The following is a 25,666-nucleotide window of genomic DNA, read 5'->3' as shown; positions in this document are numbered from 1 at the left end:
AGCCGAGCAAGCCGCGCGTATCACGGCGAAGCCGTGGTACCGGCAGTTGTACGTCCAGGTGCTGGCGGCGATCGTGATCGGCATCGTGCTGCCGCGGTCGGGGACCGTACCGCTCCCGCCGCGGACTACCCCGTTCCTCAGCCGGTAGTCGCACTTTCACCGTCAGCCCTTGATCGCTCCGGTGAGCACACCGGTCCTGAAGTGCTTCTGCATGAACGGGTAGACGACGAGCAGGGGGACGAGGGTGAGAACGACGACGGCCATCTGCAACGACAGCGGAGCGGTCTCGGCGTGGGCGTTGCCGAAGCCGCTGTTGACGGAGCCGGGCAGGCCGTTGCCGCGGTTCACATAGGTCAGCAGCACGTACTGCAAAGGCCACTTCTGGCTCTCCGTCGGCATATAGAGCATGACGTTGAAGAAGGCGTTCCAGTAGCCGACGGCATAGAAGAGCGTGATGACCGCGGTGACGGCGCGGGAGGTCGGCAGGACCACCGACCACAGGGTCCGCCAGTCGCCGGCTCCGTCCATCCGGGCGGCGTCGATGAGTTCCGCCGACGTGCCGGCGTAGAAGGAACGCAGCACAAGGATGTTGAAGACCGACACCGCGCTGGGCAGGATCAGGGCCCAGTACCGGCCGTAGCCGCCCAGACCGGTGACCACCAGGAAGGTGGGGATCAGGCCGCCGCTGACGAACATGGTGACGACCAGCAGTGTCAGGATCGGCCGGTGTCCGTAGGAGCGGGCGCGGGACAGTCCGTAGGCGCACAGCACGGAGACCGCCATGGAGACGGCTGTACCCACGAGAGTGATGCCCAGGCTGACCAGTACGGCGGTGCGCACTGTCGGGTCGGCGAGCATCTCCCGGTAGGCGGAGACGGTGAGTCCGTCGGGCCAGATCACCAGGCCGCCGGCCCGGTTGATGGCGGCCTGGGTGGAGAAGCTGGTGACCACGATGATCCACAGCGGTACCAGTACGACCGCGGCGACCAAGGTGAGAGCTGCGCTCTTGCCCGTGGTCGTGGCGGCCGTCGGTTGCTCTTCCCAGACCGGGCGTTTGTCGCTGCGGCGTTGCCGCAGTGGGACGGCAGTGCTCATCTGCGGTACAACCCGTCCTCTCCGAAGGCGTGCACGAGCTTGTTCGCGCCCCAGATCAGCAGCAGCGAGATGACGCTCTTGAAGAGCCCCGCCGCAGCTCCGTAGCTGTAGTTGTTGGTGGCGATGCCGTAGTAGAAGGAGAAGGTGTCCAGCACGTCGGCCGTGTTGTGGCCCACGGCCGCGCGTTGGAGCAGGAGTTGCTCGAAGCCCACGGTGAGTGCGTTGCCCAGGCGCAGTACTAGCATCAGGACGATCACCCCGCGCATCCCGGGCAGCGTGATGTGCCACATGCGGCGCCAGCGGCCGGCGCCGTCCACCGCGGCGGACTCGTACAGGTGGGTGTCGATCGCGGCGAGTGCGGCGAGGAAGACGATGATGCCCCAGCCCGCCTCCTTCCAGACCGCCTGGAAGGTGACCAGCAGGGCGAACGTGTGCGAGTTGGTCATGATGTCCCAGGTGCCGGCATCGTGCTGACGCAGGAACTGGTTGAGCACGCCGGCTCCGCCGAGCATCTGCTGGAAGACCGTGATCGTCAGCACCCACGAGAAGAAGTGGGGGAGGTAGACGATCGACTGGATGAGGTTGCGCAGCCGTTCGCTGAGCACGGTGTTGAGCAGCAGGGCGAGGACGATCGGGATCGGGAAGAAGAGGATCAGCTGGACGAGGCTGAGGTAGAGGGTGTTCTGCAACGCCCTCCAGAACAAGGGGTCTTGGAGGAGGGTGGTGAACTGCTCCAGCCCGGCCCACGGGCTGTGCCAGACGCCGACGAGGGGGTCGTAGTACTGGAAGGCCGTGATCAGGCCGAAAAGCGGCGCGTAGTTGAACACCACGAGCAGCACGACGGCCGGAATCGTCATGATGACAAGGGACTTGTCCCGGCGCAGCCTGATCCGCCAGTGAAGTCTGACGTGGGTCTGGGGCGATTGTCGCGTCGGGTTCTTCTTGGTCTCGGGGGAGATGGTGATGGTCACGTCTGCGCTGTCCTCACTGACCGGTGCCGTACTTCTCCAGGACGTTGGTCGTCAGCCAGTTCCTGAGTCGGTTGCCGCTGCTCTTCCAGGCAGCGACTGCGGCCTGGACGTCGGAGACCTTCTGCTTGCCGTGGTAGCAGTCCTTGATCGTGTCCTCCACGGACTGCGCGGCGTCCGCGGTGGCCAGGGAGGCGGGCAGGGAGATGTTCATGTTCCAGAACACCGGCTTGTAGAGGTACTTGACGTTGGCGGCCTGCCAGGCGGTGAAGTCCCTGGTCACCTGGTCGGCTCCGGGGTTGCTGATCACCTGCGGGCACGAGGCCAGGAACGAGTAGGTCTGGGGCTGTACGTACTTCTTGCCCGCGTCGGTGAAGGTGGGGACTCCCTTCACCATGGTGTGGTGGACGCCCTCGACGCCGAAGTTGACCATGGTGTATTCGGCCGAACCGTAGGGAGCGGCCAAGTAGTCTGCCACCGACAGCAGTTCCTCGATCTGGCCCTTGCCGAGCCTGCGGTTGAGGTAGCTGATGACGCCGGTGGAATTGCCCAGGAACAGGCTCGGCTTGGACGTGCCGTCGGCCGCGAAGATGCCGAAGGCTCCGCGCCGGTAGTCCTTGTTCGCGGCCGAACCGGACTGCTGGTCGGTGAGGGTCCACGCGCCGGTGCCACCACCGGAGATGAGAACCTTCCCCGAGTAGAAACGGGTGCTGCCGGAGGCTTCCTGCCCGGCGAGGGCGTCCGGGTGCACGAAGCCGGACTTGGCGAGCTTGTAGTGCCAGTCGAGGGCCTCGAGGAACTCCGGGGTCTCGTACTTGTTGATCAGCTTGCCGTCCTCGACCTTCCACTTGTTCGGCACACCCCAGAAGGGAAAGAGGTACGTCCACACGTCGTCGAACGCCCAGACCCCGCGTTTGGCGTCGGTCAGCTCCTTGCCCAGTGCGAGCAGGTCGGCCGCCGAGGTGATCTCGCCGGCGGTGATGCCCTTGGCGTCCAGGACGTCGCGGCGGTAGAAGGTGGTGCCCGCGACGACGCAGCTGCTGGGGTAGGACGGGATGCCGTAGATCTTGTCGCCCCAGGCGCCCGCCTGCCAGGCGCCGCTGGGGATGGCGGCGAGGTTCGGATATTTCTTGATCCTGTCTCTGGCCAAGTACGGGGTGAGGTCGGCGAGTTGGGTGCCGGCCAGGCCGCCCGTGTTGAAGCCGGAGTTCCACCAGGCCGGCAGCTGGATCCAGTCGGGCAGCTTCTTGGCCGAGGTCATCGTGGGGATGATGGTCAGGTAGTTGTTGCCGTCGGTGGGTTTGATCGTGAGGTCGATCCCGAGGGCTTTGTTCATGGCCTGGTAGAAGGAGTTGCCGGGGGAGGGGACGGTTCCCCACAGCGGAGTGACTGCCGTGTAGTGGCCGCCCTTGCCCGGAACTCCCTTTACCGTCCGGGCCTGTTGGGCGGGGTAGGTCAGGAAGCCGGGGTCGGTCGCGATGTCGGCGCCGCCGGCGACGGACGGGATGTCCGGCGTGAGCGAGCTGTTGGGCACGAACGACGGGAGCGCGGCCTTGAGTCCCTTCTTCGTGCTTGCACCGCCGGTGGTCTGACCGCCGTCGCCGCACGCGGAAAGCAGCGGCGCCATCACGGCGGTGCCGGTGACGGCCGCGGCGGTGCTCAGAAGGGTTCTGCGGTTCATGTCGAAAGTCATGGGTGGGCTGCTTTCGCCGGTGAGATGTGACGGGGGCTGTGACGTCGTCGGAAGCGCTTCGACGACGGGCCTGTTGGAAGGGGGGAACCGCGGTGGGCGAGGTCAGCCGGTCGTGCCGGTGACGGAGCTGCCGGACTTGGTGACGTGGTATGTCACCGAGGCGCCGCTCCAGAAGTGGAAGGTGAGCGTCACCCGGGAGCCGTCCTTCAGCGAGGCGAAGAACTCGGCCGTCAGCTTGATCGAGTCACCGGTGTAGGCCGAGAAGGCGTTGTCCCACTGCTGGTAGGGAGTCCAGCTCGCCGGGCCCGCGTTGCTGCCGTCGTCGTACCTGGCCTCCATGGTCGCGAGTCTGTCCCCGCGGAACTCGGTGGGAATGCTCAGGCCGGTGGTGCTTCCCGAGGCGTTCGACAGGACCGGAGGGCCGTACGTGATCACGTCGATCCGCCACGGAACGCCGCGGGAGAACCGGGCCTCCAGGGTTGCGTCGACCCCGTACGAGCGGTCGCCCGCCAAGTCGCCGAGCGCGGCGGCCGTGAGCGTGAGTTGGTTGCCGGAGACGGTGTAGTCCTTGCCCCGCACGAGGTTGCGGGAGCCGTGGCGCAGGCCCTGGAAGTCGGTGCCGTTGGTGTTCAGGGTGAGCGTCTGACTCGTGATGGCAGAGGACCTGGCGAGGAACACCATGTCGCTGGAAGCGGTGCCCGAACGTGTCGTCCAGCTCGACTTGATCTGGGCGAACAGCTCCGGGTCCCGCCATTGCAGGGTGCCGCGGTTCAGGAACTGACCGGCGTCCCACAGCATGGTGGTGAGCTTCCAGCGGCGCGCGTAGTCGCCGAGGAACTCGAAGTACTTGAGCTGCTCACCGCGTTCGATGATGCCGGGGCGGTTGTAGTCGTAGGCGAGCAGGGCGTACTCCCCGATGATGACCGGGATGCCGCGTGCGACGAAGGCATTGTGGACGCGGTCGAAGGTGTCGGTGAGGTCCTGCTCCGCGGTGGCGTCGAACCTGGTGTAGCCGGCGATGTTCACGCTGAACGGCCACCAGCCGTAGAAGTGGATCGTCGTGGCGATCATGGGATCGTGCAGGGAGGTCAGTTCGGCGGCCAGTGCGTCGAGTCGGCCCTGGTCTGCGTTCGTGTACAGGGTGGGCAGCACGAGCAGACGGTTGGTGTTCTCGCCGCCGGAGTCACGGACGATCGTGTGGAAGGCCCGGTTGAGGTCGGCCAGCAGCAGGTAGTTCTCGTCGTCGCCCGAAGTACCGCTGAACGTCGGCTCGTTGATGCTCTCAAACGCGAGTCTCTGCGGTTCGTCGCGGAACTCCGCCGCGATCTGGGTCCAGGTTGCGCTGTAGCGGGCGAGCACGGCGTCGTGGTCGGTCGAGAGGTTGGTGACCCACATCCATGAGTCGTGGTGCATGTTGAGCAGGACGTACAGGCCTTCGTCCAGCGCCATGTCGGCGACGTGCCGGACTTTCGCCATCCAGGCCGGGTCGATCGTGTAATCGGGGGCGGAGCCCTGGTGGACGCCCCAGGTGACGGGCAGTCGGATGCTCTTGAACCCCTGCGACCTGACTTTCCTCAGCAGTGCTCTGGTCACGGGTGGGTTGCCCCACGAGGTCTCGTCGGGGATGGCGTCGTAGGTGTTGCCCAGGTTCCAGCCGGGCTGCATGGCCGCCACCGCGCTGCGGGCGGCCGGCGCGCTCGGCGGCGGGGCGGGCGGATCGTCGGCCTGTGCGGTGGCGGGTAACAGCGGGAGCATGACGATCGCCAGGAGCAGCGCCGTCAGTCTCCGAGGAGGTCGCGACGGTCGGCGCCGTCGCGTGAGGAACAGATTCCGTCTCCTTGCCATCGCGTGCACCTTCCGGTTGGGGCGGCGCAGACCCTGAAGGGTCTCGTGGCGAACGCGCTCGGCCCATGAGTGATCGGCCTCGTCGCGACCGAGTCGTGCCTTGGTGAAGGAAACTTTCGCGCTATGCGGCGGAGAAGTTAACATGAAGATGTGCTCGGGGCCACAGGTTCGTCGGCAAGAGATGCCAGAATGGCCGGGCACGACCAGACAGCGCTGTTCAACTGTCTCCTGCATCCGGCCCCGCCTGGTGCGAGCGATTCGATGACCGGGAAGGCGACCTTGGCGGACAACGCAGCTGATGGACCGGCGGGCAAGGGCGACGGGCGGGGCGACACGTCCCGGCCGGTGACCATCGCGTTCATTGCCGAGTCGGCGGGGGTCTCCGTCCCTACCGTGTCCAAGGTGATCAACGGAAAGTCCGGGGTTTCCGCGGACACCCGTGCCCGGGTCGAGGCACTCGTCAACGAGCACGGCTACCGCAAACCCTCGGGAGCCAACAGGAACAACGTTGTGGAACTCGTGTTCCGCGAGCTCCAGCACATGTGGGCGGTAGAGATCATCCGGGGCGTCGAGAGGGTGGCCCGCCAGCACCGGGTCGGCCTCATGGTCTCCGAGTTCGGGTTGCACGACACCGCCGAGCCCACCTGGGACGACACCGTCGCAAGGCGACCCAACTGTGTTCTGTCCGTGGCCCAGCTCTCCGAGGCCGAGCGCGAGCAACTGACGGCGAAAGGCATCCCGTTCGTCGTCTTCGACCCTGCCACCGAACTGCCCGACGACGTCCCGTTCGTGGGCGCCACCAACTGGTCCGGCGGCCGGGCCGCGACCCGCCATCTCACCGAACTCGGGCACCACCGCATCGCCATGATCGGCGGTCCCGCGGACCAGCTGTACTGCTGCGCCCGGCTGGACGGATACCGCTCCGCGATGCAGGCCGCGGGCCTGCCGGTCGATCCGGAACTCGTCGTGCTCGCCACCCTCACCCACGAGGACGGCCGCGCGGCGGCCCGTTCGCTGCTTGCTCTGCCCGAGCGTCCGACCGCGATCTTCACGGCCAACGACCTGCAGGCGCTGGGCGTCTACCAGGCGGCGCGCGAGGCCGGCCTGCGGATCCCGGACGACCTGAGCGTCGTCGGCTTCGACGACCTGCCGGTCGTGGCCTGGGTGGACCCGCCGCTGACCACGGTCCACCAGCCGCTCACCGAGATGGCCGTGGCCGCGACCGAACTGGCCCTCACGCTCGGCCGCGGTGAAGCGGCACCCCAGGTCGGGGTGGAGATCGCGACGACCCTCACGGTCCGGGGCAGCACGGCTCCGCCCAAGGGCTGACCCCAGCGACTGCACGCTGTCTCCTTCTCGCCACCTGCGAAGACGCCCGCTGCCGACAGCCCGTGGCAGCGGGCGTTCTGGCGTGTCCGAGGCTTCCCGCGAAGGGAGCAGACCGCGCGACCGTTGACCATCGGGGTCCCGCTGGCTAACCTCGGCCAGGAAATTATCTGACCATGAAGAGCGAAAGTTTCGTTCGTCTCATGAGTCTGGCGAAAGTGTGCCACCCACCGGAGCATGAGCGCCGTCCTCACTTCACCCACCTCGGTCGCATCCCCTTGGAGGAGCTCATGCGGAGGTTGGTCCACAGATATGGCGCCCGCCTGGTCGGGCTTGCCGCAGTGTTGTCCCTGGCCGCGGCTGCCACACCGTCAGCAGTGGCTACTCCTGCCGCCTTCAGCGCCTCGGTGTCGGTCGACGCGGGCCGTGCGCTGGCGGGAATCCCGGCGACCGGTGTCGGCATGAACGTCGCGGTCTACGACGGCAACATGAATCACCCGGCCGTCTCTGGGCTGTTGAAGGACGCCGGTACCGGCGTGGTCCGCTACCCGGGCGGCAGCTACGCCGACGGCTACCACTGGCAGACGCACACCGTCGAGGGCGGCTACGTCGCGCCCAACACGGAATTCGACACCTTCATGGGCACGGTACGAGCCGCCGGCGCACAGCCCATCATCACGGCTAACTACGGCTCGGGCACACCCGAGGAGGCCGCGGCCTGGGTGCGGTACGCCAACGTAACCAAGGGCTATGGGGCGAAGTACTGGGAGATCGGCAACGAGGTCTACGGCAACGGCCTCTACGGCGCCACCTGGGAAACCGACCACCATGCGAACAAGTCCGCCACGACGTACGCGACCAACCTCGTCCAGTACGCCGCCGCCATGAAGGCCGTCGACCCGTCCATCAAGATCGGCGCGGTGCTGACCACTCCCGGAGCCTGGCCGGACGGCATCACGGGAGCCGGTGACTCGACGGACTGGAATCATACGGTCCTGTCGATCGCCGGATCGAAGATCGACTTCGTGATCGTGCACCACTACCCGATCGGCAACAGCCAGGCGGACCTGCTGGGCAAGCCCCAGGCGGAGATCCCGAACATGGCCGCCACCCTGCGCTCACTCATCAACCAGTACGCCGGGAGCAACGCGCCCAACGTGGGTATCGCGGTGACCGAAACCAACGCAAATGCCTACAAGGACACATCCCCGAACGGCCTGTTCGCACCGGACGAGTATCTGACCTGGATGGAGAACGGCGCGTTCACCGTCGACTGGTGGAATCTGCACAACGGCACGGACTGCACCCACGTGACCACGGTCGAAGGCGCCACGGACTACGACGACGGCGGAATCCTGTCGAGCGGCGCCTCCTGCGAACCGCCCCTGAACACACCCTTCGCGCCGTACTACGGCACCCGGATGATCACCAAATTGGGTGCCCCCGGCGACACGCTGGTCCGGGCCGCCGGCTCGACCTCGACCGTCTCCGCGCACGCCGTCCGGCGGGCCAACGGCGACCTCAGCGTCATGCTCATCAACAAGGACCCCGTCAACGCCGCGACGGTCACGCTCTCGTACAGCGGGTTCAGCCCGTCCGCCGCCACCCCGACCGTGTACTCGTACCTGAAGAACGCGACTTCGATCGGCACCGCGACGACGGGCAGCGCGACCAGCCAGACGGTACCCGCCTACTCGATCGCGGTCGTCCAGCTCCATCGCTGAACCAACCCATCTCCGACGTAAGGATTCGATGAGGGTGTCGAGCAAGCCCGAGAAGACCAACACCATCAACAACCCGGTGATCCCCGGCTTCCACCCCGACCCCTCCATCTGCCGGGCAGGCGAGGACTACTACCTCGCCTGCTCCAGCTTCGAGTACTTCCCCGGGGTGCCCATCTTCCACAGCCGAGACCTCGTGAACTGGGCCCAGATCGGCAACGCGCTCGACCGGCCGAGCCAGCTGCGCCTGCCGCTGGACGCCCCGTCCTCGGGCGGTATCTACGCACCCACGCTCCGCCACCACGACGGCCGGTTCTGGCTGATCGTCACCAATGTGAGCGGGGACGGCAATCTGCTCTTCACGGCCACCGATCCGGCCGGGCCCTGGTCCGATCCGGTCCGCCTGCCCGGAGTGCAGGGCATCGACCCGGACCTCGCCTGGGACGAGGACGGCAACTGCTGGTGCACCACCGCCGGAGTCGGACAGATCCGCATCGATCCCCACACCGGGGAGACGTTCGGCTCATCGCACCGGCTCTGGTCCGGTGCCCCTGGTGCCAAGGCGCCTGAAGCACCGCACCTCTACAAGATCGGCGACTACTGGTATCTGCTTATCGCCGAAGGCGGTACGGAACGCTGCCACGGCGTCTCGATCGCCCGCAGCCGCACGCCCACGGGTCCGTTCGAGCCGTGCCCGTCCAACCCGGTGCTGACCCACCGGGGCACCGACCACCCCATCCAGAACACCGGACACGCGGACCTCGTTCAGGCGCCCGACGGTTCGTGGTGGATGGTGCTGCTCGGCGTGCGGCCGGGCGGTGGTACCCCGGGGTGGCACGTACTGGGGCGCGAGACATTTCTGGTGCCGGTCGACTGGGCCGAGGGCTGGCCGGTCGTCGGCGAACTCTCGACCTCGATGCCGGCCCCGAACTGGCCGCTGCAGCCGCAGGCCGCGGTGCTGGCCCGGGACGACTTCGACCTGCCTGCGCTGGCCTCGCACTGGATCTCGCTGCGGCACCGACCGCCGGAGGCATGTACCACGAAGGAGAGGCCCGGCTGGCTCACTCTGCAGGCACGCGGCGGGTCTCTCGACGACACCGACGTGACCTTCGTCGGCCGTCGGCAGCAGCACGCTTCATGCCGGGTGCGAGCCCTGGTCGACGTCGAGGACGGCCGCGGCGGCCTGGCCGTCCGCCTCGACGAGCAGCATCACTACGACATGGAGGCCTCGTCCGGCGAGGTTCAAGTGCGGGCCCGCATTGGCCCGTTGAGCACCCTCGTCGCGTCCCGTCCGGCACCCCCCGGCCCTGTGGTCCTCCGCATCGACGTGACCGCCGTTCACGCGGTGAACGATGCGCGTACCGGCCCGGACTCCGTCACGTTCGGCATCGAGGAGCCGGACGGTACCTTCGTGGAACTCGCCACTCTGGACGGGAAGTATCTCTCCACGGAAGTCGCCGGAGGCTTCACCGGCCGGGTGATCGGAATGTTCGCGGGTGCCGGCTCCGTCCACATCGACTGGTTCGAGTACGAGCCGGTCGAACGCTGACGCAGCCCGCACCAGGCCGGTGTTGCACCGCTCCGGGCGGAGCACTTCCGGGCCGCCGCTGGGGGAAACTCCAAGCTCAGGAGCTGGGTATGGCGATGCGGGCCCAGACGGTTTTTCCGCTCGGGTCGGGTTCGGAGTAGCCCCATTGGCTGGTCAGGGCGTCCACGATGAGCAGTCCTCGTCCGGTCTCTGCCAGGTGGTCGGGGTCTTGGCGTGTCGGGGGAGTGGGGCTGGGGTCACTTCACAGCTGTCCGACTCCGGGCGCATGGACACCCTCGACACCTGCGCGCAGCTTGCTGAACTGCGCCGGCGCATCGACCACCTGCTGGACCGACTAGCCTCCAACACCCGCCTGACCACCGCCGGATTGGGCACCCTCGACGCGGCCAAGGTGCCATCCGGGTACGCGCTGCAGCTCGCCCTTGGCCCGCTGGACTCCCTCGTCGGCGCAATGCGCCTGGCCCGCGACCACAAGTACCAGCTGCTGCTGCGCATGGTGCAGCGCCTGCACCAGGCCGGGCACGTGTGGCCCGCCGGCGAGTCGCTGCCCGCACGCCTGGTGTGGGGTGCGCACACTCCCACCGACCGCACCACCGTCCTCAACGACGGCACGGCCGGCTACGCGGCAGGCGTGTTCTCCCTGGAGACCGCGGTGCGGATGCTGCAGGGCGCCGGATACCCGATCGAGGACGTCGCCGAGGAGATCGAACGCATACAGAAGCGGGCCTTCGACCAGGCCGCCCGGCTCGCCGACGCGACCGGCGATAACACGGCCGTACGCGAATACCTGGGCCTCCCCGAGGCCGACCAGGTGCATGTCGCGCCCCTCGTGCAGCCGGGTCAGACCCCGCCGGACGGGCCGCAGACCAGCCCACCCTCGGCGTAGCCGCAGCCGTTGACACGGCTGTAGGCCCTTGGCGCGACCGGGTAGATCGGCGAGACCGGGCCCGGCCCCCACTGACCGGCGCCCCCTGCACGGATCTGTGTGCCGTGCGGGGACCTATGTGTGCTGTTCGGACAGGTTGGGTTCTCAACGGATTGAGGAAGTCAGAGCGTTCTTCTGGCTGAGTTGGCGTGGTGGAGTCTGGTGCCCTACTGGCACCGTACAGCTGCGTTGACACGCCTTGAGTCCTGCGCAGCGGGCCGCGCAGGACTCAGGATCAGTGCATCAGTGCCGCCCTCACTGGCGAAAGGAGTGTCTCAATTGACACACCTCCTGCCGCTGTCCCTGCAGGTGGCGCGGGCACACGTTCGTGGGACGGCCCGTAAAAGACCGTCCCGCGACTATCGGGCACCCGCTGCACCTCTCTCCGCCAGGCCGTTGATCAGGGCAGATCCATGAAGGCCGGTTGGAGTACTAGGGCTGGTAGCAGGCGATGCAGGCGTCAGAGTTGAGCCAGTGGGTCCAGTGAGGGCGTCCGGCCACCTGCGGCATTTTCACCGAGATCTGGTGCTCGGTCCCCCGGGTGCCGTCGCGCTTGCCTTTCCAGTAGGACGACATCTTGCCCGCTTCGGTGTACTTGTAGATCTTCTGTGTATCGCAGTGCAGGTAGTCGCCGCCGATCGAGATGGGGCCCGCTGACACGCTGATGCTCTTCGTGCGGCAGTCGCCCGTGGAGTCGGAGTTGGGTGCCCAATCCTGCCACTGGGGGTTGCCGGCTTCCTTCGCCTTGTTCTGCTTGATGCCGTGGCCACAGGAGGTCAGCACGCTCGCGTGGTCGTTCGCGCAGGTGCTTATGCTCTTGACGGTGTAGTAGTTCCACGCGCTGTTGCCGTCGTAGCGCACGACGTTGTCCGCGTAGCAGCCGTCGTTCCAACTGATGCGGATCGTCCTGCCGCTCAATGTGACGTTGTTGTTTTTTCGGCCGAAGCAGTCGCCCGCGTACTTGAAATCGTAGGGGCGGGTAGCGGCGGGGGCGGCGAGATCGTCGTTGGCGTTGCCAGTGTCGGCTTCGTCCCAGACGACGCTCACGTCACAGCGGTCCGGCTGTCCGTCGGAGCCGGGGGCGCCACTCTCCAGGCTGTCGGTCGTCTCGTACCGGATGTTGGTCGCGCCGGGCGGCACAACGAGCACATCCTCGATGGCGGTGTCGCCCTCGGCGTTCGCGCAGGGGGCACCGGGCGCGATGCTCGCTTGCACCTTCTCCATGTCGACCTTGAGGACGCGGTAGCTGGAGGTGAGCCGCCCCATGGTGGGGACCGCAATATGTTCCCCAGTTGGCGTCCGATAGGCAGCCGGGACGATGCTCTTGGGCGCGGCCGTCGCTGCGGCGTTGGACGGGGAGCCCTCGGTCGCATCCTTCATATGGTCGGCGAACTCCTGGAGTTCCGCCGTACCTGCCGCCGTGCCGGTGATGTTGTCCGCATTGGACGCGGTCACGCTAACGCTGTCAACGGGAGCGGCTTCGTCAGCCGCTGCGGGCTGGTAGACGAGTACGCTCCCCGCGAGGGCAGCCACTGTGGCCGCCATGACGCCCGTTTTCCATCTGCGCATGCGCAGACTCATGGATCCTCCCCCATTTGCTGTGCTGTGGTCATCGCGGAGTCTGCACGTCAGGACCATGATCCGCACGTTTCCCTCACGAACTCTGAGCTGCCTTTGAGGTTGCTGTCAGACATGTCGGAGCATGACGGACGTAAGACCTCAGATTTCCCTCAAAACCAGTCGCCACCTGCACGTAGGCCCCCGTGCTGGGGCATCATCAGTGCGCCCACACCACCCCCCTAGCGGAGCGGATACACCCGACATGCGCCCCACACGAATGGTCGGCCTCACTGCCCTCGTCGCAGCCCTCGCCACAGGATGCGGCGGCTCCTCCGGCGCAACGGCCCACGCGAGTGCGCCGCCCGTCACTCAGAAGCAGGCAGTCGCCGTCATGGACCGCCTGATGGCTGCCGCGCCGGGGGAGAGTGCCCACGCTTTCTGCGCGAACGCCTATCAGACCAAGACATGCGAAGACACCTGGAAGCAGGCCGCCGAGTTCTGCCTCAAGCCAGGGGCCGCACCGCACATCATCGACTCGGCCGTGGTGGAGAACACCGACACGATGGACGGTGGACGTGTGCTGAAGGTGGAGGGGAAAACCGCCTCTGGGCAGCGGTATGTGTCACAGGTGTTCGTCACAGCCGCGACCGGCACCCCGCAGGCGTCGGTGGGGGTGTACTGGTCGGGACTCGGGCTTGGTGACTCCCCATTCGGGGAGAACAAGACGGTGGTGCCGCAGTCGGAGTGCGGCAGGAAGTAGCTCAGACGGCCGGGAACTCGCGACCGCCTACACAGGACCGAATCGGGTGAAAAGGCCCAGCCGGTGCGGTAGAGAGACGTGTGCGAACGGTGGGGATAGATCTCGAGCTAAGGGGGCTGTGGCTACACTGATCGACGGCGCGGGGGCGCTGTTGCTGGAGGACTGGACCCGCATGGACAGGCTGCTGCCCCACCCCCGTACGCCCGTCGGCTACTGGCGTGACGGCCGACCCATCTTCCCCATTCTGGGCGCGGATCCCACCGACCCCTCCAACCAGCAGCGGCCGCCCGCCCCCAGCACCGACCCGGCCGTGCCGCCGGCGCAGGTGCCGGACCAGGGGGCGCTGAACCGGCTGTTGGCCCGCGAGAAGCAGCAGGGCGAACGTGCCGCGGTCCGCAAGCTCGTTGAGCAGCTGGGCTTCACCAAGACCGACGACCTGACGTCGTTCGTGCAGCAGCAGCGTGAGGCGCAGGTCGCGCAGCTGTCCGAGATCGAACGCCGCGAGCAGGTCGCCGCTGAGGCCACCACCGCCGCGCAGCGGCGTGAGGCGCAGGCCGTTGTCCCTGAGCGGGCTGCGGTACGGCGTTCCGCGCTGGTGGCGCTTGGTGCGACCGGCGACGATCTGAAGGACGCCGAACGGCTCCTGGCCGTCGAGGACGACGCCGATGAGGACACCATCGCCGAGGCCGCTACCGCCCTGAAGGCGCGCAGGCCCGAGCTGTTCGCCGCCACTACTACCCCGGTGCCACCCGCAGCACCCGGGGGCTCCCCCGCGGGCGGGCCGCCGCCGCGCGGCGCCACCATGCCCAAGCCTGGCCAGCACGGCGCCGACATGGCCCGCCAGCGCGGCTTTGTGACGGGCAGTTGAACTTCCCACCGGCGGGTTAAGGCCGGACCTGTGGGGACCACGCCCCCCTTCTCGTGGACGACGCCACCGGCCGGTGAGCGGACGAACCGCCCCCCGCTCGTCTGATCGTCCACGGGAGGACTCATGACCGTTCAGCCGGTCACCACCACCCTGAACCTGACAGCCGACCGTTCCTGGCTTGCCAGCCTCCACGGCACCAGCGAGGTCGACTCCATCACCCTCGACATGTCCACGTTCGTGTCCGGCACCCACTACGTGCCGTCCCCGGACACGAGCATCCCCTACAGCCGGTTCCTGTCCGGCATCTCCGTCGGCAAGATCACCGCTTCTGGCCTGTACGGCCTGTACGCGACGGGCGCCTCCGACGGCCGCCAGACCCTCGCCGGGTTCGTGTTCGCCGAGGTGCTGCTCGCGCCGGCGCAGACGAAGGTCCCGGCGGCGCTGCTGTGGCACGGCTCGGTGAAGACGGCGAAGCTGCCGATCGCCGTTGCCGCGGTTGCTCCGTCCGCCTCCTGCCAGATCCGGTTCGTGTAAGGGAGCTCTGTCGATGACTGTTCAGGAGACCTCATCAGGGATGTCAAGACGGCGGACCTGACCACGTTCGCCCGCTACATCCCCACCCCGGCCGACTTCCTGCTCACACAGACCGTGTTCGCGAAGGTGTCCATCCAGGACGTCATGTGGCGGATCAAGAACACCGGCCGCTACGTCAACGCCGCGAAGTACCGCAGCTTCGACGCCTCGGTGCCGTTCGCGGACCGGCAGGCGTGGCAGACGTCCACGCAGGGCATGTTGCCCGCGCTGGGCCAGAAGCTCATGGTCGGCGAGGTCGAGCTGCTGCTGCAGGAGGCCTCCCGCGGCCAGGACGCGTCCCGCCTGGAGCAGCTGCTGTACGACGACGTGGAGCGGCACGTCGAGGCCATCAACTCCCGTCTGGAGCTGGCCGCCGGCGACGTCCTCACCGACGGCAAGTTCAGCCTGGCGGCGGAGAACGGGCTGACCCTTGACGTCGACTTCGGTGTCCCTGCGGCGAACATGCCGACTGCGCCGAAGCTGTGGTCCGACGCGACCGCGGATGCGATCGCGGACGAGCTGGGCTGGATCTCCTACCTCGACGGCATCAGCGCGCCCATGCCCGAGCAGGTCGTCACCTCGCGGCGCGTGTACTCCTACCTGGCGGGCAACAACGCCTACCGGGCCGCCTACTACGGGTCGGTGAACCCGTCGACGACGCCGACCGCGTCGCTGACGCCGCAGCAGATCAACGTGGTTCGCGACAACTACGGTCTTCCGCCGATCACCCTGTACCGGGCGCAGGTCCGCGTGGACGGCGTGTCCACGAAGTGCCCGCCTGACGACCGGTGGGTGATGCTGCCCCCGGACCGGTCGAAGTGGGGACAGACCCTCTACGGCACCACTGCTGAGTCGCTGGTGCTGTCGCGGGGCTCCAACCCGCAGATCACCCGCGAGGACGCGCCCGGCCTGATCGTCACCCGTGGCGGCAAGGACGACCCGGTGCAGATCTGGACCAAGGGCGCGGCCGTGGCCATGCCCGTCCTCTACGCCCCGGACTGCCACGTCACTGCGAAGGTGCTGTGACATGGCGCGGCGACTGGCGGTAGCGGTGCACGTGCGGCACCCCAAGACGAACGAGCAGCTGATCCTGCAGCCCGGCGACGAGCCGGACGAGGACCTGGCCGAGGCCATCACCAACCCGGCCGCGTGGGAGCCCGGCGAGGACGACGACGAGGGCCAGGACGACGGCGGGGAGGGTGAGCCGCCCGCCGGCGGCGCCAGCCCCGACCCGACTCCCGACCCGACCCCGGAGCCCACGCCCGAGCCTGAGCTTGAGGCGAAGCCCCGGACCCGGGTCCGCAAGCAGGCGGACGAGAAGTAACCCAGCCAGGCCCGGCCCGGCACCCCTGTTCCACGCGCGGGGGTGCCCGGCCGAGCCGCTACCCGGAAGGACCCCGCCTGTGGACTCCGCCGTCCTGGCCTGGCTCCTGGCGCAGCTCGGCCCCGCCACCGACCAGAGCGACCTGCAGACCCGCTACGACCGGCTGGGCAGCGCGAGGGCCGTCGCCCTGGAAGTGCTGTCCGAGCGGCGCGCCAAGCTGCTGGCCGAGCCGCTGCAGCTGACCGTCAACGGCGTCGCCGCCCTCGACCAGTCCAACAACCTCACCGGCCTGGAACGGCAGATCGCCTCCGTGCAGGAGGCGACCGCGCCCGACGACCCGACCGGCGGGGACACCCTGCTCATTGCCCCGCTTGAGCCTGCTCACCGCCGGTACCACCACTGGCGGCGGTAGTGGCGTACGAGTTCCCGCCGCTGACGCCCGGGGATGCGGCCACCGTCGCGGCACGGGTCGCCGCGGTGCTGGAGGACGCCTGGCAGCGCCTCGCCGCCGAACAGGCCGCCGTCATCGCCGCGATCGGTGACAACGCCCGCTCCCGGATGGTCGCCGTCCGCCTCGCCCAATTCCAGGCCGCCATCGTCGACTTCCAGCGGCGCGTCGACACCGAAGCCCGTGCGTTCGTGGCCCGGCAGCTGCCCCACCTGTATGCGGAGGGCGCCCTGGCCGCAGCTGAGGCGGTCGGCGGGCACTTCTCGTGGACGCTCATCCACACCGAGGCCCTGCAGTCGCTGGCCTTTGACTCCTACGCCGACTTCCTGCGCAGCTCCGGGGCAGAGCAGCGCATGGCTGGCGCGTTCTACCGGGCCGTACGGGAGGCCGCACGCCGTGAGGTGCCTCTCCTCGCCTCGGGCGACACCACTGCCCTGCAGGCCGCGAAGGCGTTGGCGGACCAGCTGGCCGCCGAGCACCAGCTGACGACCGTCGTCTACCGCAACGGGCAATGGGTACCGGTGCAGGCGTGGGCGGAGTCAGTGACGCTCGCCAAGTCCGCAGTCGCCTACAACGCGGGCACCCTCAACCGGGCCCGTGAGGCGGGCGTGCGGTTCATGAAGGTGTTCGACGGTGCCGGGTGCGGTTGGACCAGCCACCAGGACCCCGACAAGGCCACAGACACGCTCTGCTCGGTGGAGGATGCGGCGGCGTGGCCGATGTCGCATCCGCGATATCTGCGAGCCTTTGGGCCGCGCCCGGACGCTGGCGCGCTAAGCGCCGCTGTCGATGCGTGAACGTCCGGATGGTTCAGGCCAGTTCGCGGGTCATGGACGCGTAGACGGGGCTGTCGGGGAACGGCTGCTGTTGGCCGACGGCCCGATAACCCCACGCTTCGTAGACGGCCTGCACGGACCCGTTGCCCGCGGCAGGGTTCACGAGGAGGGTGACGCGCTGCTCGGTGCGGCGGGCCAGCCATTCTTCGTGGATCTGCCAGGCCACGCCACGCCCGCGCCAGGGCTTGCGGACGACGATCTCGTTGAGGGCGACGGTGCGTTTTCCGTCCTCGGTGGTGTAGTCGTCGGGCAGTGGCGTGGTCATCGAGCGCCACCATGTGCTGTCCGGGCCGAGCGTGATGCCGAATGCGAAGCCGACTGGCTCGTCGCCTTCCCAGCCGATCGCTGCGGTGTAGCCGGGGCGGGAGGAGTAGCGGGTGAGGCGCTCGTCGAACCGTTCCACGCTGTTGAAGTCGTTGTTCAACTTGAAGTCGCCGTGGCGGACTTCAGCATGAATGTCGAGGATGATGTGCCGGATCTCGGGGAGCTGTTCGGCGGCGTAGTGCTTGACCTCGACGGCCATGGTCATGCCCTCCTGGCGTTCGCGTGCTGGTCGGCCCAGTCGGCTGCATAGCGGCTGCCTGGGGCGATGGCCGCCAGAGCCTGGGTGAACTCGTCCAGCAGGCGTCCTGATCGCCCGGTCAGTGAATCATCGTTGTCGCGGGTCAGTACAGAGCTCGCTGTGGCATAGGCGTGCTCTACGTCGCGTTGCCTGATCTGCGAAAGGGCCAGTTGGGTGCGGTAGTAGGTGCGGTTACGGCGGTACTCGGGCCGTAGTTGGGCCAGAGTGCGGTGGAAGTGCGCCTCTGCCTGCTCGTGTTGGCCGAGCTTGGTGCGTGCGAGGGCGGACAGTCCTTCGAGTTCGGCGTGGTCGTAGAAGCCGACCCAGGCGGGCCGTTGGGTGTGCGGGTCCGCTTTGGCGAGGGCGTCGCGGGCGCTGTCGAGGGCTCGTTCCACACCGCGATGGTCCTTTTGTGCTGCCAGGACCCCGGCGAGGCGGGCTGAGGCCAGGGAACGGAACAGGGGGTCGCGGCGGCACGTGGAGGAGGCGCGGCCGGCGTGCGCTGCGGCCACCGCGTCGTGGGGATGGTCCTGCTGGCTGGCGAGGAGGGTGGCGTGCCCGAGCAGCCGTAGCCGGATCTCCTCGCTGCCCGACAGGCTGGCCAGCGTCATTGCCCGGTCGAGGTGGCGTTGGGCGAGGTCGGGCTGTCTGGTGTCAATGGCGGCCCACAGGGCGGTGCCGGTGAACGCGGCCGCCAGGTAGTAGAGGCGGGCGCGGACGCGCTGGCTGGCTGAGCCGACCTGTTGGAGTTCCATGGCGTGGTGGGCGAACGCGAGGGCACGCGTCTGGATGTCGAGAGCGGCGCCGTGTTCGTTGTCGGAGGCGATCAGCTGCTGGAATGCGTGTTCGAGACGGTCGGCGTCGTTCATGCCGACGCGCAGCACGCTGTGAGTGGGTGCAGGAGGCATGGCGGCTGCGGCTGCGAGGCCGAGAGCGGAGCCGGCGAAGGTGCGTCGCCGCACGGGGTCCTCCGGGGTTTCTGGTCGGGCGGTGGCTGTCCGGCTTGGGGGTCTGGTGAACCCGAGTTCCTCTATCGGGCAGCCGAATTCTTCTTCCAGGGCGCGGCGTTGTCGCGCCTGCGGCCACTGGGTTTTACCGGTGAGGTAGTTGCGGATGTGCCGGTCCATGAGGGTTCCGGCGCGTCCGGTGAACTGCTCGATGTGCTTGTTGAGGCGGTCGGCGAGTTCCTGCTGGCCCAGTTCGGCTGCCCGCATGCGGGCCGCGAGTAAGACGTTCCCCGTCATGTGCAGACGGTAGCGGCGTGACGGGCGTCACGTCACCGCGAAGGTAAAAATTACCGGTCGTTGGCGCCTCGATTGTTCCCGGAATTGCCTGGGCCCCTCGCTGTCCCAGCGGTTGTCTGGTGAGGGCCGCCCCAGTAGTGGACGGGGCGACCACGCAGCAGACGAGGGGAACAGGACCGTGAACACGATCGACACCACGCCGGCCACCACTCCGCTTGAGGACCGCCACGGCTGGCCTGCGGCCCAGACCGCCGTCATCAGCGGCCGGGCAAAGGGCATTGTCATCACTGCGTGCACCGACGCTGCGGCGCTGGAGAGCTGGCTCGGTGAGCACCAGGCGTTCTTCTCCCAGGTGGCGGCGACACCGGCCGCGCCCGAAGGGGTGGCGCGGTGAAGCCCGGGAGCCCGGCCCGGCTGGTCCCGATGCCCGTTCTTCGCGGGGAGGACCGGGAACGCAGAGCCGTGGCCGAGGCGTGGCTGTCCCAGGCGGCCACCTCCCGCGAGGCGGCGGGCATGGAGTGGACGGAGCAGGGCGTCGCCCTGTTGACCGCGGGCATCGTGTGGGACGCCGTACGCCTGCCGTACGCGCCCCTGGGCGCGGACCTGGACCGCGACGCCGACCCGGACCAGCTGCACCGCCGGCTTGACGAACTGCGGGTGACCGGGCCGGTGTTCTGCGACCCCTACCGGCCGCACCTGTACGTCTTGGTGCCGCCCGGCACTGACCGGGAGTGGCCGCGCACCCTCGCCCCGGCGGGGGTGGAGTGCCTGGGCGGTACCCGCCCGTACATCCACCACGTCGGCGTGCCGCGCCTGGACTTGATCTCCCCTCCGGGCCCGTACTGGGTGACGCTCCCGGACGGTACCGGCCACCTTACCGACCCGCAGCACCTGTTCCAGGTGCTCCGCGCGCGTGGACGAGGCGGCGAGGCTGGGCGAGATCCCGAGCGCACCGCAGGTGATCACATGAGCTGCCGCCCTCGGTTAGGAGAGCGGCCGTGACGGGCGCGGCCACCATTCCGTGCTGGCCCGGCCCTGTGGAGACGTGTGAGCCGCCCCTGGGCCGGGAGGCGTTGGAGGACGTGCTATCGAAGATCCGCCGGTGGCAGCCCTTTGACGGCGATGCCCTCCTCGACGACGTCGGCGTCGTGCTGGACGACGTCGTACCGCCCGAGGAGCGTCTCGAAGAACTCGGCCAACGGCTTCGCCGCCACCTGATGCAGCTCGTCGGTATCGCTGTTGCCGCCGAGGCTGACCAGGAGGACGGGCAGGCTGAGCAGCTGATACGCCGAGCCCGCCAGGTGCGCTCCGAGGACATGCCGAGTGACCACGGGCAGGCCGTTGGGCACCTGCGCCGGATGGCCTGGTCCGTCAACGAGTTACTCGAACGCCTGGTCGCGATCCAGTGTCTCAAGGAGCCGGCCGCCAGCACATAGACCGGCGCCGGCCGCGCGTGTGTCCCCTGTCGCGCACGGTCGGCGCCTTCCAACTCCCTTCCCTGACCGCGAGAAGAGACATGTCCGAACCGCTCAAGTACAAGGGACGTCCCGTCCCGTACATCGCCGCTTGGAGCGGTGAGACGGTGCAGCAGCCGTCTCTCATCGCGATGGGCGAGGGCGTCGCCTACGCGGGCCCGACGCCGGGCCGCAGCTCGGACGGGGTGCTGTGGCAGTTGTGGGGGCTCAAGCCGAGGGCCGGGGAACCACTCTGGAAGCAGGTGCACGGCCCCCGGCAGCGGCGCGCCATGCGCAAGTTCCTCTGCCAGGTGTGCGGGGGGCCAGCGGACCGCAACGAGCAGGGCTGGCTGTGGCTGCTGGAGGACGATCGGGCCGAGGGCGCGAAATGGCCCAACGGGCATATGACCGTGCACCCTCCGGTGTGCCTGCCGTGTGCGCCGCTGGCTGCCCGCCTGTGCCCGCACCTGCGGCGCCGGGGGGCCGTGCCGGTGCGGATCGGTGACGTCATCCTCGACGGCGTCTACGGGCAGCGGTACTACACCGGCCCGCCCGGCCTCGGGATGCTGGAAGGGGAGAAGGACGTGTTCCTTATGGGCAACTGGCGCGCGAAGTGGGTGGTCGGCGGCCAGTTGGCGGCGTCCCTCTCGAAGTGCACGGTCCTCGACCCGGCCGAGGTGGGCATCGAGACCCCGGCGGCCCGAGCGGCGGTGCGCCGATGACTCCGCTCAGGCCGCCGGCCGCGCCAGCGCGTATCGACGTCGCCCGGATACGCCGTACGTACGAGGCGGTTCTCGGAGACCCGCGGATGGGGCCCCCCGCGCCTTGCGGACGAGGAGCAGCGGGCGCATTTCGCCGGGCTCCTGCGCGGGCACATGTGGCTGCTGGTGCCTCCGGTCGAGCGGCTGGTGCCCGGCATGGCCGGCCCGTTCAATCGGAGCGCCGCCCGGCACGTCATCACTCGGGCGCGTGGCGTCCTCGCGATTCCCGTCCTCGGGGCGTCGTCGGCCGGCGACCTCTTCGAGCTGGCGACGCTGTCCCGGGCGCTCCTCACCTTGTACGAGCACCGGGACAACCACGAAGGAGGAGTCGTCCCATGCAGGCGCAATGGGTCATCGGTGACTGCTGGCTCGGGTGCGAGCGCACCGGAGTGCCGGTGATCTGGCTCGGCCCGGTGCAGTGGGACGGCCAGCACGCCCCGTTCATGGTGTGCGAGGGCTGCCTCGACCGCCTCAAGCGGCAGGCGAACGCGTACTTCAGGCAGCGGCAGCCAGCTGCTGTCTGAGCTCCTTCCGCATCGTCGACGTGAACGAGCTGACGCGCGAGCTGAAGCTGTTCCGCATAGACCCTGTCCGGTGGCCTGGATGATGTCGGCCGTGGCCATCGGACAGGTAACAAGCTCCGCCCGTACGAGAAACGGCCTTCGGCGCGGGCGGACACGGTGCCGGGGTCACGTCCCTCACTGGGCCCCGGCACCCGCTCTACCGATCGACGCACATCCACAACTGACACCAGGGAGAGGTATGTTCGTCCACTCCGACCGTCTGCCCACCAGTGCCGCAGTCCCGCAGGGAACTGTCACCCCGACCCCGTGGGGGGTGAGCCGTATGGCGCCCTACCCCACGATGGCCCCCGCGTACGCCAGCGTCGAGCTGGACCCGGCCACCCAGACCACGGTCTTCTGCGACGCCGCCGGCCAGGTCATGGAGATGCCGGGCCACGGCACGAGCACCGGCACCACCCCGTCCACGGGCACCAGCCCCGACGGGCAGGGCCAGGGCAACACGGACACCGACCAGGGGAGCGACAGCGACCAATGAGTGATCCGCGTCCGGTGTTGGTCGTCACCAGCCTGCACGACCCCACCGCCGACGTGGTGATTCGCGAGCTGCACGGCCGGGACATCCCGGTCGTGCGGCTCGACTCGGGGGACTTCCCCGCATCACTGTCGGTGGAGGCAGAGATCACCCCGCAGGGCATCCAGGGCCGCCTCCTCACGCCCTCCCGCACCGCTGACCTGGCGCAGGTGCGCGCCCTGTACTACCGCCGGCCGACGGGGTTCGCCTTCCCGCACCTGAGCGAGCAGGACGCACGGTTCGCCGTCACCCAGGCCAGATACGGACTCGGGGGAGTGCTGGCTTCACTTCCCGGCTGCCTGTATGTCAACCATCCGCACCGCATCGGGGATGCAGAGTTCAAGCCGGCGGGCCTCGCCGCGGCGGTGGACGCAGGCTTCCAGGTACCGCCCACGCTCATCACCTCGAACCCCGATGCCGCCAGGGCTTTCGTCAAGCGGCACGACTCGGTTATCTACAAGCCACTGTGGAACCCCGTGTACCTGATCGACGGCGTCTCCTCCGTCGTGAAGGTCGCCGAGGTAGGGGCCGAGGACATCGACGAGAGCGTGGCCGGCACGGCGCACCTGTTCCAGCAGCGCATCCGCAAGGTCGCCGATGTGCGCGTGACCGTCATCGGCTCCAAGACGTTCTGCGTCCGCATCGACTCCGACCTGCTGGACTGGCGGACCGACTACAGCAGGCTGCGCTACACGCCCGTGGAGCCGCCGCCGAGGATCGAGCCGGCACTCCATCACTACATGCGCCACTTCGGTCTCGTCTTCGGCGCTTTCGACTTCTGCATCGACGAAGACGGGCAATGGCGGTTCCTGGAGTGCAACCCCTCCGGACAGTGGTACTGGCTGGAACCAGAGACGGGGCTGCCGATGTGCGCAGCCCTGGCAGACCTGTTGGAGAGGAAGACGTGACCGACCAAGCACAACTCCGCAAGCAGCTCCTTGGCACGCTCACGGCAAACGGCAGCCTGCGCACGGAGCCGTGGAAACGTGCGGCCGAGACTGTCCCCCGGCACGAGTTCCTGCGGGACGGGTTCTTCCGCCGCGTGGAGGGGTCCGCACCCGGCGCGTGGACATCCGTCCTGGAAAGCGACGCCGGCTGGCTCGACGCCTGCTACCAGGACGAGTCGCTGGTCACCCAGATCGCCGGCACCATCCTGCCGACCGACATCCGCGGTCAGATCATGCGGGCGCCGACCAGTTCCAGCACGCTGCCCTCCCTCGTCCTTCGGATGCTGGAGGATCTCCGCGTTGAGCCAGAGTCGCAGGTGCTGGAGATCGGGACCGGCACCGGCTACTCGACTGCCTTGCTGTGCGCGCGGCTGGGCGAGGAGCGGGTCACGTCGATCGAGTACGACGACGTCGTGGCCTCGCGGGCACGGACAGCCCTCGCCCGACAGGACAAGTTCCCCGTGATCGTCACCGGAGACGGTCTCCTCGGCTACGCCGAATCGGCACCGTACGACAGGGTCATCGCAACCTGCGGGGTACGAACGGTACCGACCGCGTGGATCGAGCAGACCCGGCCGGGCGGTCTGATCCTGACGACCATCGGCGGCTGGCTCGACTCGTCGGAGCTTGCGCGGCTCACAGTCCACGACGACGGCACGGCGTCCGGGCCGCTGCTGGGCGGCCAGGTCAGCTTCATGCTCGCGCGCCCGCACATGCCTCCGGCCCTCGGTCTCCTCCCCGACCTGAGCCAGGGCAAGGAGCGCAAGGCCGTCATCGGGGCCGGTGTGCTGACCGGCTGGACGACCCGATTCGTCGTCCAGCTCGCCGCTCCGCGCGCACAGCGACTCACGATGGAACGAGACGGACGCACTGAGGACGTGTTGATCGACGTCGAGTCTGGCTCCTGGGCCGCCCTCTACGAGCACGGCGGCCGGTGGGTCGTACGTCAAGACGGCCCGGATGCACTCTGGGACGCTGTCGAGGAGCAGCTCGGCCGTTGGCACGCTGCCGGTACACCGGCACTGGAGGAGTTCACCGTCAGCGTCACACCGGACGGCCAGACCATCCGCTGGTAGGCCCAGACCGGCCCCGGTCGTCCGCATCCCCAGTTGCGGATGGCTGTGGCCTTCAGCCTTCTCTGACCTGGGTCGCCGCCGCTACCCTCGTCGAGGGCAGCCTGAGCCGACGTAAGGAACAGCAGGATGGACGACGAACCGCTGTCGGAGTGGGCGGAGCGCCGTGACGCGAAGGTCGGCCGACTCCGCGCCGTTCCCATCGTCTCGGGTGAGGGGCCCAGCGGCTCGCACCTGAATCCGGATGCACCGCGCGCGATCGAAAGGTGGAACGGGCACGCTTGGGAGCCCCACACGCTCGTCCAGAACCTGGAAGAGGCGAAGCGGATCCTGTACCCCGAGGCGCAAGTGGTTGCGACACCAGGCCCCGTGACGAACCCGCTCGGCGCCGGCAAGGGCAGGCACCGGAAGCCCCAAGCACCGCGCTGATAGCGAAGGCCACCATCACCCCTGATGGCGAGACCACGCTGTCGCGCGGCGGGTGGGTGACAACGCTGTGAGCCGCGCGGCCATTCCCGGCTACCTGGTGCCGGCGCTGTTCCGACCCTGTACGACGAGGAGGAGCGCATGGAAGAAGCGTGGAGCCGTGCGGGGCAGCTGCGACAGTGGCTGGACGGATGAGGCGGCCCCGGCCGCGGCGGGGGACGTCCGGCTGCTGCGGGTGCTCAAGATCAGGGAGGTACGGGGAGGTCACCGAGGCCCTGCACGGGGCGCTCGGTGCCAACCCGAGGAAGGGTGCCTCCACACGTGGGCGGACGTTGAGAAGGAGTTGAGCGACGTCATCGTGACTGCCATGGTGGCCTTGGCCACGATCAGCCCGGATGCGGAGAAGCTGCTGGACGACCGGCTCCAGCACCTCGTGGAGCGCGTGGACGCGGGCTGACGGCCGCTGAAGCTGCCCCACCCTCCCTGGCTGTCCCGTCTTAATTGATCTGGTTCCGAGTTGGACCCCTGACGTGCAGCGACCAGTTCAGTTGAGACATCGGGGGTGCCGGGAATCTCAGCTGATGTGGTCCTTGCCGGGGATGCCGGATGTTGT

The 25,666-nt window shown here is 68.3% G+C and carries 27 protein-coding genes and 1 pseudogene; 21 read left to right on the top strand and 7 right to left on the bottom strand.

Annotation, left to right across the window (positions count from 1 at the left end):
• Positions 1-162 precede the first annotated feature (162 nt).
• The 4 genes from OIC96_RS00350 to OIC96_RS00335 form a co-directional block, all read right to left on the bottom strand.
• Positions 163-1,095 carry a carbohydrate ABC transporter permease gene (locus tag OIC96_RS00350; protein ID WP_330309885.1) on the bottom strand — a complete coding sequence of 311 codons (933 nt, stop codon included), beginning with the start codon at positions 1,093-1,095 and terminating at the stop codon, positions 163-165.
• Complete coding sequence (locus OIC96_RS00345; protein WP_406502224.1) at positions 1,092-2,060, bottom strand: ABC transporter permease; 969 nt, start codon at positions 2,058-2,060, stop codon at positions 1,092-1,094. The genes OIC96_RS00350 and OIC96_RS00345 overlap by 4 nt, the downstream gene beginning before the upstream one ends.
• A 19-nt stretch (positions 2,061-2,079) precedes the next feature.
• Entirely contained in the window at positions 2,080-3,756 is a 1,677-nt protein-coding gene (locus tag OIC96_RS00340) for an ABC transporter substrate-binding protein (RefSeq protein WP_330309887.1), read from the bottom strand.
• Positions 3,757-3,858: 102 nt separating this feature from the next.
• Positions 3,859-5,601, bottom strand: a complete 1,743-nt coding sequence (locus OIC96_RS00335) for a cellulase family glycosylhydrolase (protein WP_330309888.1) — start codon at positions 5,599-5,601, stop codon at positions 3,859-3,861.
• Between the two features lie 261 nt (positions 5,602-5,862).
• Between OIC96_RS00335 and OIC96_RS00330 the strand changes: the two genes are divergently transcribed.
• The 4 genes from OIC96_RS00330 (at position 5,863) to OIC96_RS00315 (ending at position 11,083) form a co-directional block, all read left to right on the top strand.
• Positions 5,863-6,930, top strand: a complete 1,068-nt coding sequence (locus OIC96_RS00330) for a LacI family DNA-binding transcriptional regulator (RefSeq protein ID WP_330310424.1) — start codon at positions 5,863-5,865, stop codon at positions 6,928-6,930.
• A gap of 374 nt (positions 6,931-7,304) precedes the next feature.
• Complete coding sequence (locus OIC96_RS00325) at positions 7,305-8,651, top strand: cellulose-binding protein (protein WP_330309889.1); 1,347 nt, start codon at positions 7,305-7,307, stop codon at positions 8,649-8,651.
• Between the two features lie 28 nt (positions 8,652-8,679).
• A complete protein-coding gene (locus tag OIC96_RS00320) occupies positions 8,680-10,197 on the top strand; it encodes a glycoside hydrolase family 43 protein (protein WP_330309890.1) in 1,518 nt (505 codons plus the stop codon).
• Positions 10,198-10,462: 265 nt separating this feature from the next.
• A complete protein-coding gene (locus OIC96_RS00315) occupies positions 10,463-11,083 on the top strand; it encodes a hypothetical protein (RefSeq protein WP_330309891.1) in 621 nt (206 codons plus the stop codon).
• Between the two features lie 471 nt (positions 11,084-11,554).
• Here OIC96_RS00315 and OIC96_RS00310 read toward each other — a convergent pair whose 3' ends face one another.
• The gene (locus tag OIC96_RS00310) at positions 11,555-12,703 is read right to left on the bottom strand and encodes a hypothetical protein (RefSeq protein ID WP_330309892.1); all 1,149 of its coding nucleotides are present in this window, start codon (positions 12,701-12,703) and stop codon (positions 11,555-11,557) included.
• Positions 12,704-13,073: 370 nt separating this feature from the next.
• On the opposite strand from OIC96_RS00310, the gene OIC96_RS00305 reads away from it, so the two are divergent.
• The 7 genes from OIC96_RS00305 to OIC96_RS00275 all read left to right on the top strand — a co-directional run bounded on the left by OIC96_RS00305 (position 13,074) and on the right by OIC96_RS00275 (position 17,452).
• A complete protein-coding gene (locus OIC96_RS00305; protein ID WP_330309893.1) occupies positions 13,074-13,442 on the top strand; it encodes a hypothetical protein in 369 nt (122 codons plus the stop codon).
• A gap of 118 nt (positions 13,443-13,560) precedes the next feature.
• Positions 13,561-14,310, top strand: a complete 750-nt coding sequence (locus OIC96_RS00300) for a hypothetical protein (RefSeq protein ID WP_330309894.1) — start codon at positions 13,561-13,563, stop codon at positions 14,308-14,310.
• Positions 14,311-14,433: 123 nt separating this feature from the next.
• Complete coding sequence (locus OIC96_RS00295) at positions 14,434-14,844, top strand: head decoration protein (RefSeq protein ID WP_330309895.1); 411 nt, start codon at positions 14,434-14,436, stop codon at positions 14,842-14,844.
• 33 nt (positions 14,845-14,877) lie between these two features.
• Positions 14,878-15,909 (top strand): major capsid protein, encoded by a 1,032-nt coding sequence (locus OIC96_RS00290; protein WP_330462162.1) that lies wholly within the window; start codon positions 14,878-14,880, stop codon positions 15,907-15,909.
• Position 15,910: 1 nt separating this feature from the next.
• Complete coding sequence (locus OIC96_RS00285) at positions 15,911-16,207, top strand: hypothetical protein (protein WP_330309896.1); 297 nt, start codon at positions 15,911-15,913, stop codon at positions 16,205-16,207.
• A 79-nt stretch (positions 16,208-16,286) separates the two neighbouring features.
• Complete coding sequence (locus tag OIC96_RS00280; protein WP_330309897.1) at positions 16,287-16,619, top strand: hypothetical protein; 333 nt, start codon at positions 16,287-16,289, stop codon at positions 16,617-16,619.
• Positions 16,619-17,452, top strand: coding sequence for a hypothetical protein (locus OIC96_RS00275; RefSeq protein ID WP_330309898.1), 834 nt, complete (start codon positions 16,619-16,621; stop codon positions 17,450-17,452). The genes OIC96_RS00280 and OIC96_RS00275 overlap by 1 nt, the downstream gene beginning before the upstream one ends.
• 13 nt (positions 17,453-17,465) lie before the next feature.
• On the opposite strand, the gene OIC96_RS00270 is transcribed toward OIC96_RS00275, so the two are convergent.
• Positions 17,466-18,020: a GNAT family N-acetyltransferase gene (locus tag OIC96_RS00270; protein ID WP_330309899.1), complete on the bottom strand. Its 555-nt coding sequence runs from the start codon at positions 18,018-18,020 to the stop codon at positions 17,466-17,468.
• The gene (locus tag OIC96_RS00265) at positions 18,017-19,297 is read right to left on the bottom strand and encodes a hypothetical protein (protein WP_330309900.1); all 1,281 of its coding nucleotides are present in this window, start codon (positions 19,295-19,297) and stop codon (positions 18,017-18,019) included. The genes OIC96_RS00270 and OIC96_RS00265 overlap by 4 nt, the downstream gene beginning before the upstream one ends.
• Before the next feature lie 178 nt (positions 19,298-19,475).
• On the opposite strand from OIC96_RS00265, the gene OIC96_RS00260 reads away from it, so the two are divergent.
• The 10 genes and pseudogenes from OIC96_RS00260 (at position 19,476) to OIC96_RS00220 (ending at position 25,056) form a co-directional block, all read left to right on the top strand.
• Positions 19,476-19,691 (top strand): hypothetical protein, encoded by a 216-nt coding sequence (locus OIC96_RS00260; protein ID WP_330309901.1) that lies wholly within the window; start codon positions 19,476-19,478, stop codon positions 19,689-19,691.
• Entirely contained in the window at positions 19,688-20,299 is a 612-nt protein-coding gene (locus tag OIC96_RS00255) for a hypothetical protein (RefSeq protein WP_330462113.1), read from the top strand. Before OIC96_RS00260 ends, OIC96_RS00255 begins: the two co-directional genes overlap by 4 nt.
• Entirely contained in the window at positions 20,296-20,733 is a 438-nt protein-coding gene (locus tag OIC96_RS00250) for a DUF6415 family natural product biosynthesis protein (protein ID WP_330462112.1), read from the top strand. Before OIC96_RS00255 ends, OIC96_RS00250 begins: the two co-directional genes overlap by 4 nt.
• 80 nt (positions 20,734-20,813) lie before the next feature.
• A complete protein-coding gene (locus OIC96_RS00245; RefSeq protein ID WP_330309903.1) occupies positions 20,814-21,473 on the top strand; it encodes a hypothetical protein in 660 nt (219 codons plus the stop codon).
• Positions 21,474-21,581: 108 nt separating this feature from the next.
• Positions 21,582-21,911, top strand: a pseudogene (locus tag OIC96_RS49700) (DUF6415 family natural product biosynthesis protein); the annotation flags it as partial.
• The gene (locus OIC96_RS00240; RefSeq protein ID WP_330309904.1) at positions 21,848-22,036 is read left to right on the top strand and encodes a hypothetical protein; all 189 of its coding nucleotides are present in this window, start codon (positions 21,848-21,850) and stop codon (positions 22,034-22,036) included. The pseudogene OIC96_RS49700 and the gene OIC96_RS00240, both read left to right, overlap by 64 nt.
• A 322-nt stretch (positions 22,037-22,358) precedes the next feature.
• Positions 22,359-22,571 carry a putative ATP-grasp-modified RiPP gene (tgmA, locus tag OIC96_RS00235; protein WP_330309905.1) on the top strand — a complete coding sequence of 71 codons (213 nt, stop codon included), beginning with the start codon at positions 22,359-22,361 and terminating at the stop codon, positions 22,569-22,571.
• Positions 22,568-23,515: an ATP-grasp ribosomal peptide maturase gene (gene tgmB / locus OIC96_RS00230; protein WP_330309906.1), complete on the top strand. Its 948-nt coding sequence runs from the start codon at positions 22,568-22,570 to the stop codon at positions 23,513-23,515. The genes tgmA and tgmB overlap by 4 nt, the downstream gene beginning before the upstream one ends.
• Positions 23,512-24,630, top strand: coding sequence for an ATP-grasp peptide maturase system methyltransferase (gene tgmC / locus OIC96_RS00225; RefSeq protein WP_330309907.1), 1,119 nt, complete (start codon positions 23,512-23,514; stop codon positions 24,628-24,630). The genes tgmB and tgmC overlap by 4 nt, the downstream gene beginning before the upstream one ends.
• A 126-nt stretch (positions 24,631-24,756) precedes the next feature.
• Entirely contained in the window at positions 24,757-25,056 is a 300-nt protein-coding gene (locus tag OIC96_RS00220; protein ID WP_330309908.1) for a DUF6087 family protein, read from the top strand.
• Positions 25,057-25,666: the final 610 nt, after the last annotated feature.

This window comes from Streptomyces sp. NBC_00775 (assembly GCF_036347135.1).
In the GTDB taxonomy this organism is placed as follows: domain Bacteria; phylum Actinomycetota; class Actinomycetes; order Streptomycetales; family Streptomycetaceae; genus Streptomyces; species Streptomyces lutosisoli.
This window is presented reverse-complemented; position numbering and strand designations above follow the sequence as displayed.

Bases quoted from the DNA above. Each gene is read 5' to 3' on its own strand.
- OIC96_RS00350 (WP_330309885.1), bottom strand. From the start codon at position 1,095: ATGAGCACTGCCGTCCCACTGCGGCAACGCCGCAGCGACAAACGCCCG.
- OIC96_RS00340 (WP_330309887.1), bottom strand. From the start codon at position 3,756: ATGACTTTCGACATGAACCGCAGAACCCTTCTGAGCACCGCCGCGGCC.
- OIC96_RS00335 (WP_330309888.1), bottom strand. From the start codon at position 5,601: ATGGCAAGGAGACGGAATCTGTTCCTCACGCGACGGCGCCGACCGTCG.
- OIC96_RS00330 (WP_330310424.1), top strand. From the start codon at position 5,863: ATGACCGGGAAGGCGACCTTGGCGGACAACGCAGCTGATGGACCGGCG.
- OIC96_RS00320 (WP_330309890.1), top strand. From the start codon at position 8,680: ATGAGGGTGTCGAGCAAGCCCGAGAAGACCAACACCATCAACAACCCG.
- OIC96_RS00315 (WP_330309891.1), top strand. From the start codon at position 10,463: ATGGACACCCTCGACACCTGCGCGCAGCTTGCTGAACTGCGCCGGCGC.
- OIC96_RS00310 (WP_330309892.1), bottom strand. From the start codon at position 12,703: ATGAGTCTGCGCATGCGCAGATGGAAAACGGGCGTCATGGCGGCCACA.
- OIC96_RS00305 (WP_330309893.1), top strand. From the start codon at position 13,074: ATGGACCGCCTGATGGCTGCCGCGCCGGGGGAGAGTGCCCACGCTTTC.
- OIC96_RS00295 (WP_330309895.1), top strand. From the start codon at position 14,434: ATGACCGTTCAGCCGGTCACCACCACCCTGAACCTGACAGCCGACCGT.
- OIC96_RS00285 (WP_330309896.1), top strand. From the start codon at position 15,911: ATGGCGCGGCGACTGGCGGTAGCGGTGCACGTGCGGCACCCCAAGACG.
- OIC96_RS00270 (WP_330309899.1), bottom strand. From the start codon at position 18,020: ATGACCATGGCCGTCGAGGTCAAGCACTACGCCGCCGAACAGCTCCCC.
- OIC96_RS00265 (WP_330309900.1), bottom strand. From the start codon at position 19,297: ATGACGGGGAACGTCTTACTCGCGGCCCGCATGCGGGCAGCCGAACTG.
- OIC96_RS00245 (WP_330309903.1), top strand. From the start codon at position 20,814: ATGTCCGAACCGCTCAAGTACAAGGGACGTCCCGTCCCGTACATCGCC.
- OIC96_RS00240 (WP_330309904.1), top strand. From the start codon at position 21,848: ATGCAGGCGCAATGGGTCATCGGTGACTGCTGGCTCGGGTGCGAGCGC.
- tgmA (WP_330309905.1), top strand. From the start codon at position 22,359: ATGGCGCCCTACCCCACGATGGCCCCCGCGTACGCCAGCGTCGAGCTG.
- tgmB (WP_330309906.1), top strand. From the start codon at position 22,568: ATGAGTGATCCGCGTCCGGTGTTGGTCGTCACCAGCCTGCACGACCCC.
- OIC96_RS00220 (WP_330309908.1), top strand. From the start codon at position 24,757: ATGGACGACGAACCGCTGTCGGAGTGGGCGGAGCGCCGTGACGCGAAG.